This window comes from Allobosea sp. NPDC055332, assembly GCF_053645455.1.
In genome coordinates, this window is sequence record NZ_JBSHMO010000003.1 from 74,764 (window position 1) to 87,805 (window position 13,042).

Annotated in this window: 14 protein-coding genes; 4 read left to right on the forward strand and 10 right to left on the reverse strand. The window is 66.6% G+C overall.

The genetic code is table 11. From position 1 onward, the window contains the following. The first annotated feature begins 12 nt into the window (after positions 1–12). A complete protein-coding gene (locus tag ACWIGM_RS16705; RefSeq protein WP_454027088.1) occupies positions 13–810 on the forward strand; it encodes an aldolase in 798 nt (265 codons plus the stop codon). A 12-nt stretch (positions 811–822) separates the two neighbouring features. Here the strand turns inward: ACWIGM_RS16705 and ACWIGM_RS16710 are convergent, their stop codons facing one another. After that, positions 823–1,272, reverse strand: a complete 450-nt coding sequence (locus ACWIGM_RS16710; protein WP_454027089.1) for a hypothetical protein — start codon at positions 1,270–1,272, stop codon at positions 823–825. A 60-nt stretch (positions 1,273–1,332) separates the two neighbouring features. After that, positions 1,333–2,775 carry a MocR-like pyridoxine biosynthesis transcription factor PdxR gene (gene pdxR / locus ACWIGM_RS16715; protein WP_454027090.1) on the reverse strand — a complete coding sequence of 481 codons (1,443 nt, stop codon included), beginning with the start codon at positions 2,773–2,775 and terminating at the stop codon, positions 1,333–1,335. A gap of 73 nt (positions 2,776–2,848) precedes the next feature. Here pdxR and ACWIGM_RS16720 point away from each other — a divergent pair, with 73 nt between their 5' ends. After that, complete coding sequence (locus ACWIGM_RS16720) at positions 2,849–3,478, forward strand: FMN-binding negative transcriptional regulator (RefSeq protein WP_454027091.1); 630 nt, start codon at positions 2,849–2,851, stop codon at positions 3,476–3,478. A 5-nt stretch (positions 3,479–3,483) separates the two neighbouring features. Here ACWIGM_RS16720 and ACWIGM_RS16725 read toward each other — a convergent pair whose 3' ends face one another. Both ACWIGM_RS16725 and ACWIGM_RS16730 read right to left on the reverse strand, forming a co-directional pair. Beyond that, the gene (locus ACWIGM_RS16725; protein ID WP_454027092.1) at positions 3,484–4,113 is read right to left on the reverse strand and encodes a glutathione S-transferase family protein; all 630 of its coding nucleotides are present in this window, start codon (positions 4,111–4,113) and stop codon (positions 3,484–3,486) included. Next, positions 4,113–5,309: a diaminopropionate ammonia-lyase gene (locus ACWIGM_RS16730; RefSeq protein WP_454028013.1), complete on the reverse strand. Its 1,197-nt coding sequence runs from the start codon at positions 5,307–5,309 to the stop codon at positions 4,113–4,115. Before ACWIGM_RS16730 ends, ACWIGM_RS16725 begins: the two co-directional genes overlap by 1 nt. A gap of 117 nt (positions 5,310–5,426) precedes the next feature. Between ACWIGM_RS16730 and ACWIGM_RS16735 the strand changes: the two genes are divergently transcribed. After that, positions 5,427–5,906: an Lrp/AsnC family transcriptional regulator gene (locus ACWIGM_RS16735; protein ID WP_454027093.1), complete on the forward strand. Its 480-nt coding sequence runs from the start codon at positions 5,427–5,429 to the stop codon at positions 5,904–5,906. A gap of 129 nt (positions 5,907–6,035) precedes the next feature. Here the strand turns inward: ACWIGM_RS16735 and ACWIGM_RS16740 are convergent, their stop codons facing one another. From ACWIGM_RS16740 to ACWIGM_RS16765, 6 genes are all read right to left on the reverse strand, one after another. Continuing rightward, the gene (locus ACWIGM_RS16740) at positions 6,036–6,929 is read right to left on the reverse strand and encodes a carbohydrate ABC transporter permease (protein WP_454027094.1); all 894 of its coding nucleotides are present in this window, start codon (positions 6,927–6,929) and stop codon (positions 6,036–6,038) included. Then, entirely contained in the window at positions 6,926–7,819 is an 894-nt protein-coding gene (locus ACWIGM_RS16745; protein WP_454027095.1) for a carbohydrate ABC transporter permease, read from the reverse strand. The genes ACWIGM_RS16740 and ACWIGM_RS16745 overlap by 4 nt, the downstream gene beginning before the upstream one ends. Positions 7,820–7,998: 179 nt before the next feature. Further along, on the reverse strand, positions 7,999–9,279 hold the full coding sequence (locus ACWIGM_RS16750) for an ABC transporter substrate-binding protein (RefSeq protein WP_454027096.1): 1,281 nt from the start codon (positions 9,277–9,279) through the stop codon (positions 7,999–8,001). 83 nt (positions 9,280–9,362) lie between these two features. Then, a complete protein-coding gene (locus ACWIGM_RS16755; RefSeq protein WP_454027097.1) occupies positions 9,363–10,769 on the reverse strand; it encodes a class II fructose-bisphosphate aldolase in 1,407 nt (468 codons plus the stop codon). A gap of 189 nt (positions 10,770–10,958) precedes the next feature. After that, positions 10,959–11,873 carry a PfkB family carbohydrate kinase gene (locus tag ACWIGM_RS16760; protein ID WP_454027098.1) on the reverse strand — a complete coding sequence of 305 codons (915 nt, stop codon included), beginning with the start codon at positions 11,871–11,873 and terminating at the stop codon, positions 10,959–10,961. After that, positions 11,870–12,175, reverse strand: coding sequence for a hypothetical protein (locus tag ACWIGM_RS16765; protein ID WP_454027099.1), 306 nt, complete (start codon positions 12,173–12,175; stop codon positions 11,870–11,872). Before ACWIGM_RS16765 ends, ACWIGM_RS16760 begins: the two co-directional genes overlap by 4 nt. On the opposite strand from ACWIGM_RS16765, the gene ACWIGM_RS16770 reads away from it, so the two are divergent. After that, on the forward strand, positions 12,152–12,922 hold the full coding sequence (locus tag ACWIGM_RS16770) for a DeoR/GlpR family DNA-binding transcription regulator (protein ID WP_454027100.1): 771 nt from the start codon (positions 12,152–12,154) through the stop codon (positions 12,920–12,922). The two genes, ACWIGM_RS16765 and ACWIGM_RS16770, sit on opposite strands and share 24 nt — an antisense overlap. The last annotated feature ends 120 nt before the right edge of the window (positions 12,923–13,042 follow it).

Consider the following 13,042-nt stretch of genomic DNA (forward strand, 5'->3'; position numbering starts at 1 on the left):
TAGACTAACGCCATGGCACACTCCCTCAAAGCCGGCGCGGCGCCGGCAATCCCCGCCGGCCTGAACCAGCCGAACCTCGATTCCGATGCGGTCTGGGAGGCGCGGCGCGATCTCGCCGCCTGCTTCCGCATGGCGGCGCGCTATGGCTTCGAGGAGGGCATCTGCAACCATTTCTCGGCGCTGGTGCCGGGCTATGACGACCTCTTCATCGTCAACCCCTATGGCTGGGCCTTCCGCGAGCTCACCGCCTCGAAGCTGCTGATCTGCGACTTCCACGGCAATGTCGTCGCCGGCGAGGGCCAGCCTGAAGCGACGGCCTTCTATATCCACGCGCGCGTTCACAAGAACCTGCCGCGCGCCCGCGTCGCCTTCCACACCCACATGCCCTATGCGACGGCGCTCTCGATGACCGAGGGCGACCCCCTGATCTTCGCCGGCCAGACCGCGCTGAAGTTCTATGGCCGCACCGCGTTCGACCGCGACTATAACGGCCTTGCCCTCGACGAGCGCGAAGGCGACCGCATTGCCGGTGCGGTCGGCGAAGCCGACATCGTCTTCATGAAGCACCATGGCGTCATGGTGCTGGCCCCCAACATCGCCGAGGCCTGGGACGATCTCTATTATCTCGAGCGCGCCTGCGAGGTGCAGACCCTGGCGCTTTCGACCGGCCGCAAGGTGCTGCCGGTGAAGCCGGAGATTGCCGAGGCGGCCTACCAACAGATGCGCGAGGGCGATCCGGAATCGGCGCGCCTGCATCTGGCCTCGATCCGCCGCCAGCTCGATACCGAAGAGCCGGTCTATCGCGATTGAGGCCTGGCGCCGCTAGGGCTGAGGAGCCTTTCGAGCGCGGATCAGCCCGTCGAGCAGCTTTTCCGCGGAGGGCGCTTTCCTTTCAGCTTCGACCGACAGGCCGGGGCAATCGAGCGGCGATGCGCTGGCGATGAAGTCGCCACTCATCCCGCTCTTCCCGCGGGGGATGGGATAGCGGCTCTGATCGATGTAGCGGATGCTGTATCGGCAACCCGGCTTGAGCTTTTCCCAAAGCGCGTTGCGATCTTCGCTCCCGAAGGTGGAGATGCCGACCATGAATGCCTGGCCGCCATCGACGACGACGAAATGCGGGCCATTGGGCTGCAGGGTGCCGGAGCCTTTCTCGATGACGAGGATGTCAGCCGATCGCGTCACCCACCATTCCATGGCAAACCAGCAGACGACTGAAAGCGCCGCGAACGCGCCCGCCAGCTTCAGCGCTCGTTCAATGGATGCGCTCATGACGACATCCTGCCCCCCGCTGCCGCTGACCACCTGGCGGTGCCAAGCAGTCTAGGTGCTCTAGGAGCCCAGCTCCAACAGCAAGCCATCCAGCCGCGCGATGCCGGCCGCGATCTGCGCCTCGTCGAGCGCCGCGTAACCGATGACGAGGCCGGCGCGGCGTTCGGGATCGTCCGGCCGGTCATAGAGCCCGCTGACGCCATAGAGGCCGAGCGAGGCCGCTGCGGCCCGCTCCGTCAGCTCCGCCTCGCGTGTTTGCGGCAGCCCATTGATCCAGACGAGGACATGCAGGCCGGCATCGGTGCCGGTGATGGTGACGCGCTCGCCCAACCGCTCGCGCAGCGCTTTCAGCAAGGCAGTTCGCCGCTCGCCATTGCGACGCCGGATACGGCGGACATGCCGCTCATAGGCGCCGCTTGCGATCAGCTCGGCCAGGGCCGCCTGTTCGAGCTCGGGCGTGTGCCGGTCGATCATGCGCTTGGCCCGGGCGAAGACCTCGCGCAGCGCCGGCGGCAGCACGAGATAGCCGAGCCGCAAGGTCGGCGAGAGCGTCTTCGACACCGTGCCGAGATAGATCACGCTGCCGGCCCGATCGAGCGAGCGCAGCGGTGGCACCGGGCCGACGCCGTGGCGGTATTCGGCGTCGTAATCATCCTCGATGACGAAGGCGCCATGGCGCGCCGCCCAGGCGAGCAGCTCCTGCCGGCGCGGCGCTGACAGGATGCTGCCGAGCGGCAACTGATGCGAGGGCGTGACGAAGGCGAGCCGTGCCGGCGGCAACGTAGCGGTCTGCATGCCCTCGCGATCGACCGACTGCGGCGAAAGCTCGGCGCCCGCTGTCAGAAAGGCCTGGCGCGCCAGATTGTAGCCGGGATCCTCGATGACGACGCGGTCGCCGGGATCGAGCAGCAGTCGGGTGCAGAGGTCGAAGCCCTGCTGCGAGCCGTTGACGACGAGGATGTCGTCGGCCTCGCAGCGCATCCCGCGGGCACGCCAGAGATAGCCTTGCAGCGCCGCGCGCAGCTCCGGCAGGCCGCGCGGATCGCCATAGCGCAGGCGGGCCGGCCGCCTGGTCACTGCATTTGCCAGCGCCCGCCGCCAGGCGAGCGTCGGGAAGTCGCCGCCGGCGAGCTCGCCATAGCGGAAATCGAGCGCGAAGGGCTGCGGATTCCACGGAATCGGTGCGGCGGCTGCGAGCCGCCTGCCATAGGCGGAAAGTTCGGTCGGGCGCGATGCCGGCGCGCTTCCCCCAGCCGGCTCCGGCTGCGCCAGGCCGGTGGCGACCCGGGCCCGCGCTCCCGGCCGGGTCTCGAGATAGCCCTCGGCCGCCAATTGCTCGAAGGCGGCGGTGACGGTGGTGCGCGACAGGCCCCATTCGGCCGCGAGCGCGCGGGTCGAGGGCAGGCACGAGCCGGGTGCATGGACACCGGCCGCGATCTCCCGCTTGATCGCTGCGACGACTTGGCGTTGGGCGCCGATCTCAGCTCCAACTGGTCCGGTCATATTGCTCGAAACTGGTCGTTTCACACAGGCCAGATTAGCGGCATGACGGCGGCGACCGCAAGGAGACCATTCGATGTACACGCCGCCGGCCTTCCGCGTCGACGACCGCGCCGAGATCCACGCGATGATGCGTGCCTGCCGGCTCGCCACCCTCGTCACCGCCACGGCTGAGGGACTGCTCGCGACGCCGCTGCCGCTGATCCTGGCGGCGGAGGAGGGTGAGTTCGGCGTGCTCCATGGCCATCTCGCCCGCGCCAATCCGCAATGGAAGGCCGCGGCGATCGGCGAGGCCATGGTCCTGTTCAGCGGGCCCGATGCCTATGTCACGCCGTCCTGGTACGAGACCAAGCGGGAGACCGGCAAGGTCGTGCCGACCTGGAACTACCAGGCGGTCCACGCCTATGGCCCGGCCGAGTTCTTCGACGATCCCGAGCGCCTGCTCGATGCGGTGACGCGCCTAACCAATCTGCACGAGGGTCCGCGCTCCGAGCCTTGGGCAGTCGATGACGCGCCGCCCGACTTCGTGCGGGCGCAGCTGCGCGGCATCGTCGGCCTGCGCATCCCGATCACCCGGCTCGAAGGCAAGCGCAAGATGAGCCAGAACCGCCCGCTGGCCGATCGCGTCGGCGTTGCCGAGGGGCTATCCACGAGCGAGCGCGCCAGCGACCTGGCTGTTGCGGCGATGGTGCCGACCGAGGGCTGAAGTGTTCAGTCGTGCGTCTCGCCTTCATAGGGCGTGGCGCGCATCGACGGGCGCTGGTTGAAGCGGTCATACCAGCCGGCGAGACGCGGCGCCCGCTCGCGGAAATCCGGCAGGCGCCGGAAGCTGACCCAGGCCAGCGCCGTCGCCAGACCGATCTCGCCGACGGTCACCGGGCCGTCGAGGTCGGCTAGCGTTTCCAGGTAGTCATAGGCTTCGAGCAGCTTGGTCGTCTGGCCCGCCGCGAGCGCTGGGTAGCGCAACGCCTCGGGTCGGCGCTCGGTATCCCAGCGTACCGCAATCCCGGCATCGCACAGGCCCTGCGCCAGCGCCTGTAGCCGCAAGGCTTCGTAACGCGCCGGCCCTTCGCGCGGAATCAGCGTGCCTTCTCCGGCGAGCCGGTCGAGATAGTCGCAGATCACCACGGAATCGAAGAGCGCACCGGCATCGGGCGTCAGCAGCACCGGCACCTTGCCGAGCGGGTTCTGCGCGAAGACGGCGTCGTTGCGATTGGTCGGGCTGGTCTCGTGATGGACGACGTCGAGACGGTTAGCCAGCCCGAGCTCATGGGCGCTGACCAGTACCTTGCGGGCATAGGGCGAGTGGCTCTGGTAGAGCAAAGTGAGCTTGCCGGACATCACGCGGTCTTCCCGGTGACCTCGGCCGGCGTCAGCCCGACCAATTCGGCATAGCGCTCCGGATCGGTCGCGCCCTCGGTGATCACCGCGAAGACGCGCGAGGACGCGTCGAGCTTCAGCGCCGCGCGCGCCTGCGGATCGCGCAACGCTGCCAGCAAACCGGCGAAACCGGCCGCGCCGCTCTCGCCGGCGACGATCGCAGGGTCGCCGCCGGCCGGGCGCGCCAGCCGGTTCATCGCCTCGACCGCGACCTCGTCCTCCACCGTCATGAAAGCATCGGCCGTGCGCGACAGCACGCGCCAAGCGAGCGGCGAGGGATCATAGCATTCGAGCATCGCCATCACCGTCGGCGCGCCATGGGCGATCTTGGTCGGCCGTCCGGCGCGGGCGCTCTCGAACAGGCAGGCGGCGCGGGCCGGATCGACCACGGTGAAGACCGGCCGCTTGTCGCCGAGCACCAGCGAGAGCTGCGCCGCGATCGCCGCGGCGATGCCGCCGACTCCGGCCTGGACGAAGACATGGGTCGGCAGCTCCGGCAACTGGCGCAGCGCCTCGCGGATGATTGCGGTGTAACCCTGCATGACGAGGCCGGGGATGCGCTCATAGCCGTCCCAGGAGGTGTCGGAGACGGTGGTCCAGCCCTGTTCATTAGCGACGCGGGCGGCCTCGACGATGGAGTCGTCATAGGTGCCGGGGACGCGCACGATCTGCGCGCCGAAGCGGGCGATCGCCGCGGCACGCGGCTCGCTAACGCCGCCATGCATGAAGATCACCGAGCGCGCGCCGACGAGTTGCGCGCCCTGCGCGACCGAGCGGCCGTGATTGCCGTCGGTGGCGCAAGCGAAGGTCATCCCGGCCGCGATCGCGCGGACCTCGGGCGAGTTCAGGTCAGCTTCGTCGAGTGTTCGTCCGAGCCGTTCGCTCTCCGCCTCCAGTACCAGGCGCGTCACCGCATAGGCGCCTCCCAGAGCCTTGAAGCTGCCGAGGCCGAGCCGCTGGCCTTCGTCCTTGAGATGCAGCGCGCCGATGCCGAGCTCCGAAGCGAGATTGGGCAGGGCCCGCAGGGGCGTCTGCACATGCTCGGCCCGCCAGGCGAGGTGCCGCTCGATCGCGTCGGCCCCGGCGGGGCCGAGCGTTTCCGCATCGACGGGGTGGAGCGGCTGGCGGAAGTCCGGGAGCTGGTTGAGCAGGAGCACGGCTTGCCTCATTGAGATGTCCAGGTGAAGAGATATTGCAAGCGTCGCGAAAAAGGCGCTGCAATCACCCGTCAGCCTTGCAAGTTTGTTTCACGATCATTGCCCCTGGAGCTGCGCTTGAGTGAAACGTCCGCTTCCGCCCTCGATGCCTTCGACCGGGCGATCCTCGCCATCCTGCAGCAGGACAACACGACGCCGCAGCGCGTGATCGGCGAGAAGGTCAATCTGTCTGCGCCGGCCGTGCAGCGCCGCATCCGCCGGATGGAGAAGGACGGCGTCATCACCGCCAATGTCGCGGTGGTCGAGCCGGCGGCGCTCGGCCATCCGATCACCATCTTCGTCGAGATCGAATTGGTCAGCGAGACGGCAAAAGACATCGACGCCGCCAAGCGCGCCTTCCTCGCCGCGCCTGAGGTACAGCAATGCTACTACGTCACCGGCGAGGTCGATTTCATGCTGGTCGTGCTGGTGCCGAGCATGACGGCCTATGAGGCGCTGACCCGCCGGCTCTTCTTCGCCGACGCCAATATCCGCAAGTTCCGGACTTTCGTCGCAATGGACCGGGTCAAGGCGGGGCTCTGCGTGCCGGTGGGGTAAAACGCAGCCTCCCTGTCATGGTCGGGCTTGTCCCGGCCATCCACGTCTTGCTTCGGGCTGGGCGGTGTTCAAGACGTGGATGCTCGCCACAAGGGCGAGCATGACGAGATGGAAGGCGGCGAGCCTCCGCTAAGACGTCAGCGCGCCTGCGGTCATGCCCTGGACCATGAACTTCTGCAGGAAGATGAAGGCCATCACCAGAGGCAGGCTCGCCAGCACCGAGAAGGCCATCATGGTGTTCCAGTCGGTGACGAACTCGGCCATCAGGCTGTAGATCGCCATGGTCAGCACCCGGTTCTCCCAGGATTCGATCAGCACCACAGCGAACAGGAATTCGTTCCAGGCGAGCAGGAAGGTGTAGAGCCCGGCGCCGATGAAGGCCGGATAGGACATAGGCACCAGCGTCCGGAAGATCGCCCCCAGCCGCGAGCAGCCGTCGACCATCGCCGCCTCCTCGATGTCGCGCGGAATGTTGATGAAGTAGCTGCGCAGCATCAGGATGCAGAAGGGCAAGGTGAAGGTCAGGTAGACCACGATCAGCGAGGTGCGGGTGTCGTAGAGCCCGAGCGTGATGAAGATCCGGAAATAGGGGATGCAGAGCAGCACCAGCGGGAACATCTGTGTGGTGATCAGGAACATCAGCACCGCCCGCTGCCCGGCGAACTTGAAGCGCGCCAGCGCATAGGCCGCCATCGCCCCGAGGATCAGCGAGAGCACTGTCAGCAGGAGTGAGATCACCATCGTGTTGGCGAAGACGAGGAGATAGCGCGGGCTGGCGAAGATCTTGCGGTAGCCCTCGAGCGTGAACACCTGCGGCAGCCATGTCGGTGGCATCCGCATCACCTCGATGTTCGGCCTGACCGAGACCGTCAGCATCCAGGCGAGCGGGAAGAACACGATCCCGATCGCGATCAGCAGCAGGAGATAGGAGGCGGCGTTGATCAGTCGCTCACGCCCGCGAATGCCGATCTTGCCGAGATAGGGGCGAGGGTGCGCCGCGGCGATAGGCTGGGCGAGGGTCATTGCTGATTGCTCATGGTTCGGCGGACATAGATGGCGCTGACGATGAAGAGCACGATGAACATGACCACGGCTTCGGCCGAGGCGTAGCCGAATTTCAGCTTCTGGAAGCCGTCGAAATAGATCGCCGTCGCCAGCACTTCCGAGCCGTGTGCCGGGCCACCGCCAGTCATCACATAGACCGGGTCGAAGGCGCGGAAGGTCCAGATCGAGTCGAGCAGCACGATCGTAGTGATGACGCCGCGCAGCTGCGGCAAAGTGATGTGCCAGAACTGCCGGAACAGCGAGGCGCCGTCGATCTCCGCGGCCTCATAAAGCTGCTTCGGGATCGCCTGCAGGCCGGCGAGCAGCATCACCATGAAGAAGGGGAAGGCGCGCCAGACATTCATCGCCGTCACCGATCCCAGCGCCGTCGCGGGATCGCCGAGCCAGGAGATGGTGAAGTTGGCGTCGATGATGCCGAGCGAGGCGAGCAGGCCGTTGAGCACGCCGAAGGGCTGCAGCATCAGCACCCAGATCATGCCGGCGACGGTCGGCGCCAGCAGCCAGGGCACGATCAGCAGGCCACGCGCGAGGGTGCGGAAGGCCGGGTCGAGATTCATGTTGAGCAGCAGCGCGAGACCGAGCCCGATCACGAGGTGCAACACGACGCTGAAGAAGGTGAAGACGACGGTCTGCCAGAAGGCACGCCAGAACAGCGGGTCATTGGCGAGCGCGATATAGTTGCCGAAGCCGACCCAGACCTCGCGCTGGAGGTTGCTGTCGTGGAAGCTCAGGCGGACCACGTCGATCAGCGGGTAGATCAGAAGCGCGACGAGGATCAGCAAGGACGGCCACAGGAAGGACGCGGCCAGGAATTCCTCGCGGTATTTGCGTTTGAGCGTCAGCAGCATGACTCGCCGATCGTTGCGGAAGGGCGGCTTACGGCCGGCCTGTCAGAAAATCGGGGTCACCCCGGACAAGCGGCGTAGCCGCGCCGATCCGGGATCCGTGCCCGAGCCCCACGGACGAAAGGCTCAGGCGTGGGTCCCGGGTCTCCCTTCGGTCGCCCGGGACGACGAGTGCTTCGATGTCACTTCGCCGCGGCGAGGACCTTGTTCCATTCGGCCGCGGCGTCATCCAGCGCCTGCTTGGCGGTCTTCTTGCCCTGCACTGCGTTCTGAATCTCGGTGGTCATCACCTTGTTCATCTGCACGGCGTTGGGCATCGACAGGAACGGCGACTGCGCGTTCGGCTGCGCCATCTGCGTCACGAAAGCCTGGAAGAGCTTGCGCTCCTTGAACCAGTCCTGGCTGGAGACATCGGTGCGGGCCGGGAAGCCGCCGGTGCCCTTCGCCCACATCTCGATGCCCTTCGGCCCCGAGAGCCATTTCATGAACGTCCAGGCCGCGTCCTTGTCCTGCGCCTGGCTGCTGATGGTGTTGAGCGAGCCGCGCACCATGGTGCCGGTGCTCTTGCCCTTCGGCAGCGGGGCGATGTCGTAATTGAGGTTCGGGTTGAGCTGCTTCTGGATGGCGACGCCCCAGGGCCCCTCGAACATCATCGCGACATTGCCGGAGGCGAAGTTGGCGCGCTTCTCCTTCTCGCCATTGCTCAGCACGCCGGGCACCGAGACTTTGTCCTTGTTCATCCGCTCGATATACCACTCGATCGCGGCGACGCCCTCGGGGCTGTTGAACACGGCCTTGCTGGTCGCCGGATCCATGATCGTCGCGCCGCCCTGCAGCAGCAGCGGATAGATGTCGTAGGTCATGTTGGTCGGCGGCTCGGCCTGGAGCGTGCCGGTGACCGCGAACTGGCGCTTGTCCGGATTGGTCAGCTTGCGCGAGTACTCGGCGAACTCCTCCCAGGTCTTGGGCGGGCCGGAGAGGCCGGCGGCCTTGAACAGGTCGGTGTTCCAGAACAGCGCGACCGCGCCGCTCTCGATCGGCAGGTAGTACTGCTTGCCCTTCCACTTGGCGTGGAAGGTCTCCGGGATGTTCGCGAAGAACTCCTTCGGCTCCTTGGCGATGCGCGCATCGATCGGCTCGATCATGCCGAGATCGGCGAACTCGGCCACCCAGTCGACCTGGACCAGCAGCACGTCCGGCAGCTTCTTGGCCTGGTGCAGCACGATGGCGCGGTCGTGGAAGCCGGTGAACGGCGAGTCGACCGGCGTCAGCTTGATGTCGGGATGGTCCTTCTCGAAGGCGGCCTTGAGCTCGCCCATGAACTTCTCGCCGACCTCGGTGCCCTTCCACTGGCCCCAGCGAACCTCCTTCTGCTGGGCCAGGGCGAGCGTCGGCAGGCTGATCGCCGAGGCGAGCGCCATCGCCGCGAGTGTCAGCAAGGAAGACCTGCGATGCTGATCCATATGCGTTTCCTCCCGTTGATCGTTGATTTTGTTCGATCTTTTTATTGTCGCTCCGCTTTCTGCGGATGCGTGGTCCGGCGGCTTCAGGCCGCGCGCGCCTTGAGCAGGGCTTCCGGCACCGGCGGGGCGACCTTGACCAGCGTGGTGTTCTCATCGACCAGTCTGCTGGTCCCGCCTACATTCATCCAGGTGAACATGTTGCGGAACATCTCCTGCAGCGAGGCCATGATCGCGGTCTCGGCTGCCTTCGGCATCTCCCAGAACGGCTTCTTCATCACCTTCCAGGACTTCTTGCGGGTGTTGTAGAAGAACTGCGCGTCGGTCTCGCCCACCCCCTTCTCGGAGAGGTGATTGGCGAAGGTGTATTCCTTGATCTGATCCCTGATCGCCTGCGGCAGGGCAGGGTGGTCGAAGATCAGGTTGTTGAAGCCGAGCGCGAGATGGACCTCGACCGCTTCCGCCACCGGAAGCTTGGCGAGCTGCGTGCCGGGCAGGGTCGAGGCGCCGTGCTGGACTGCGCCCGCCATGTTGTAGTCCTTGCGGCAGATCGTCGAGATCGTCTTCAGCAGGTCGTAATCGACGTTGACCTCGGCAAGCGTGCCGTCCGGCAGGACCTTGCCGCCGTGATAGGTGCCGGAATTGATCGAGATCTTGCTGACGATCGGCAGCTTGGCGGCGCGCTTGGCCATCTCCGCCAGATAGACCTTCATGAAGGCGCGCAGCTCTTCCGGCGTGGTGTTCTCGTGGCCGACCTCGCCGATCTCGGCGCCGAGCGAGATCGAGACGCCCTTGGGCTCGATCCCGCGCACGAACTCGGTGAAATGCGCGGTCAGCTCGGCATTGACGCGCTGCTGGTCCTCGACCGTCGCCAGCGACAGGTCGACCACCGTCGAGGCGTCGATGTCGATGCTGTACATGCCGGCCGCGATCTGCTCGCGCATGATGTTCTCGAGCTTGCGGACTTCCGCCTTCGGGTCGGCGAGATAGGCCTTGGCGTTGATCTGGTCGTGGTCAGCCTGCAGGAAGACCGGGCCGGTATGGCCCTCGCGCAGCGCTGCGGCCAGCACCGCCGCGGCGTATTCCAGCGGCGGCTGCTGGGCGTAAAGCGCTTCGCCCACCGCCTGCTCGAAGATGAAGAGTTTGGAATCGAGCTCCTTGCCGGCGCGGAAGACCGCGCGGCAGGTATGATAGCTCCAGCCGCGCAGGTTCATCGCCGGTACGGTCTTGCCCGACCATTTGCCGGCGGCGCAGGCGAGATAGAGCTCCTGGATCGAGGCCGGCACGATGCCCGCGGCATGGGCGGCCTCGCGGATCGCCCAGATCGCCACCGCGCGCGCTTCCGGCTCTGCGAGGGCTGCGGTTTCAGCCCACCGGTCGAGCATCGCATCCGGCGGGCGCTTGCTCTTGCTGAAGTCGGGCGAGGAGCCGGCAAGATCGACGCCGATCGTCTTGAGGTCGTCGGTCAGCTCAGCGAGCGAGGCGCATGCCATGGGTCATACCTTCGAAAACGGCTTCGAAACGGACAGCGCCGGCGGGCTTCCGGGCTTCCGGCGGGCGGGCTGGGGAGCCGCCTCATCACATTCGCAATCAATGCATGTTGTTTTCGTTATCGCAAGTAATATTATCGTTTTCGCGCATTGCAGCATAAGCTATGTTGCAATGCGCAATCGGTTCGGCTCTCAGTTCGGATGCGTTTCACCGGTCGTCAGCAGGGCCTGGACGGCGGCGCGATCGGGCATGCCGTCCCAGCCATTGGCGCGCTCGGCCTTGAGGGCCGCGACAGCGGCCGCGAGGCGTGCGGCTTCGAAGGGGCTTTGCCCCTCGCACAGCCCGAGCGCATAGGCGCCATGGAAGACGTCGCCGCAGCCAGTGGTGTCCTTCGCTGCGACCTTGAAGGCAGGGACGCTGACGAGTTCGCCTCCGATCAGCCAGAGACTGCCGGCGCTGCCGCGCGTCACAGCGAAGACCTTGCCGGAGCCGTTGGCGCAGCGCCGCAGCAGTTCGTCGGCCGGGCCGTCGCCAGCGTAATCGCGCAGGCCCTCGGCCGAGAAGACGATATGGTCGGCCTTGGCGATCAGGCGGCGGTTGTCCTCCGGCGTGCCGCCGTCGACATCGAGCACGCTCGGGATGCCGGCAGCATGCGCGCGATCGAGCACGATCGCCGCCCCGCCCGGCCAGCGCGTGTCGGCCAGCACGGCGCCAGCCTGGTCCAGCCCGTCCTGCGGCAGCACGCTCGCATCCTGTGACAGGCTGCGCCGGTTCGAGACGATGCTGCGCTCGCCGCGCCTGTCGACCAGGACGATCGCCCGCAACGTGCGCCCTTCGGGCAGGATGGCGACGCCGCTGCAATCGACGCCATGGCCGCGTAGCAGGCGCAGGCCAGTTTCGCCGGCCGCATCGGCGCCGACCCGACCCCAATAGGCGGCCTGCCCGCCGAGATGGCAGATCGCCACGGCGGCCGTCGCGGCCGGCCCGCCGAAGCGCTCGACATAACCGAGCACACCGGTCTTGATACCGGCGGAGGGCAGGGCCTCGACCTCGAAGACCTCGTCCTGGACGAGATTGCCGACGCAGACGATCAGGCGGCCGCTCATGCCCGGCATCCCTTGCCGGGAACGACGATCGATTCAATGCGGCGTATCCGCCGGCGTCCTGGCCGCTTGGTGAGCATGTTTCGTCCCGGCCGGATCTCGTTTTCTGTCGTGCCGGCAGGATCCGGTTGCGCGGCGAAGGAGATGATGCCCGACGCTTTCACTTTCGCAACACCATTTTCGCAAACGCGCATTGCGTGAAGGGCGCGAGTGGTCGTAGAGACGGTTTCAACGATCAGGTTGTGCAACCCGCCCGGGTTCGGCTCTGAAGCAGGCCTGCCATGGAACCGCTGAGCAAACGTCACGCTGACATTCTCGATATCCTCGGCAAGCGCGGCTATGTCGCGATCGAGGAGATCGTCTCGGCCTTCAATGTCACGCCGCAGACGGTGCGGCGTGATCTGCAGGACCTCGCCGACCGTGGCCTGCTACGCCGCCATCATGGCGGCGCCAGCGCCAATCTCTCGACCGCGAACACCGACTACGGCTTGCGGGTTGTCGAGACGGCAAGCGAGAAAGCCGCGATGGCCCAGGCGGCCGCCGAACTGGTGACGCCGGGCACCTCGCTGTTCATGACGCCCGGCACCACCATGGACGCGCTCGCCAAGGCGATCGCCGAGCGCCGCCCGCGCGGCCTGCGCGTCGTCACCAACAGCACGGCTGCGGCCGCGATCCTCGACAAATGCCCGGAGATCTCGATCCTGATCACCGGCGGCCACTGGCTCGGGCCGAACCGCGCCTGCGGCGGCATGCACGCCGCCGCCTTCATCGAGAATTATCGCTGCGACCTGCACATGACCAGCATCGGCGGCATCGATGCGGCCGGGAACCTGCTCGAATATCGCGACGACGAGGCGGTGGTCGGCCGCACCATGCTGCGCAATGCCCGTCGCTCGGTCCTGCTCGCCGATCACACCAAGTTCAGCCGGGTGGCGATGTCGCGCCTGGCGCATCTCAGCGAGATTTCGACGCTGGTGACCGATCGGCAGCCGGCAGCGGCGACGGCGCAGATGATCCGCGATGCGCGTTGCGAACTGATTGTAGCCGGCTGATCACGCAACGGTGAGCGCCGGCGCGTTGCGCGTTGGCAGGTCGGGCTCCTATCCTATGTGCAGGCCGCCCCGCGCCATATGGGCGCTTCCCGCCGCGGCCTCGTCAGTCGAAAAATCCTA

Coding starts and splice junctions, on each gene's coding strand:
- ACWIGM_RS16705 (WP_454027088.1), top strand. CDS start 13: ATGGCACACTCCCTCAAAGCCGGCGCGGCGCCGGCAATCCCCGCCGGC.
- ACWIGM_RS16710 (WP_454027089.1), bottom strand. CDS start 1,272: ATGAGCGCATCCATTGAACGAGCGCTGAAGCTGGCGGGCGCGTTCGCG.
- pdxR (WP_454027090.1), bottom strand. CDS start 2,775: ATGACCGGACCAGTTGGAGCTGAGATCGGCGCCCAACGCCAAGTCGTC.
- ACWIGM_RS16720 (WP_454027091.1), top strand. CDS start 2,849: ATGTACACGCCGCCGGCCTTCCGCGTCGACGACCGCGCCGAGATCCAC.
- ACWIGM_RS16725 (WP_454027092.1), bottom strand. CDS start 4,113: ATGTCCGGCAAGCTCACTTTGCTCTACCAGAGCCACTCGCCCTATGCC.
- ACWIGM_RS16740 (WP_454027094.1), bottom strand. CDS start 6,929: ATGACCCTCGCCCAGCCTATCGCCGCGGCGCACCCTCGCCCCTATCTC.
- ACWIGM_RS16745 (WP_454027095.1), bottom strand. CDS start 7,819: ATGCTGCTGACGCTCAAACGCAAATACCGCGAGGAATTCCTGGCCGCG.
- ACWIGM_RS16750 (WP_454027096.1), bottom strand. CDS start 9,279: ATGGATCAGCATCGCAGGTCTTCCTTGCTGACACTCGCGGCGATGGCG.
- ACWIGM_RS16755 (WP_454027097.1), bottom strand. CDS start 10,769: ATGGCATGCGCCTCGCTCGCTGAGCTGACCGACGACCTCAAGACGATC.
- ACWIGM_RS16760 (WP_454027098.1), bottom strand. CDS start 11,873: ATGAGCGGCCGCCTGATCGTCTGCGTCGGCAATCTCGTCCAGGACGAG.
- ACWIGM_RS16770 (WP_454027100.1), top strand. CDS start 12,152: ATGGAACCGCTGAGCAAACGTCACGCTGACATTCTCGATATCCTCGGC.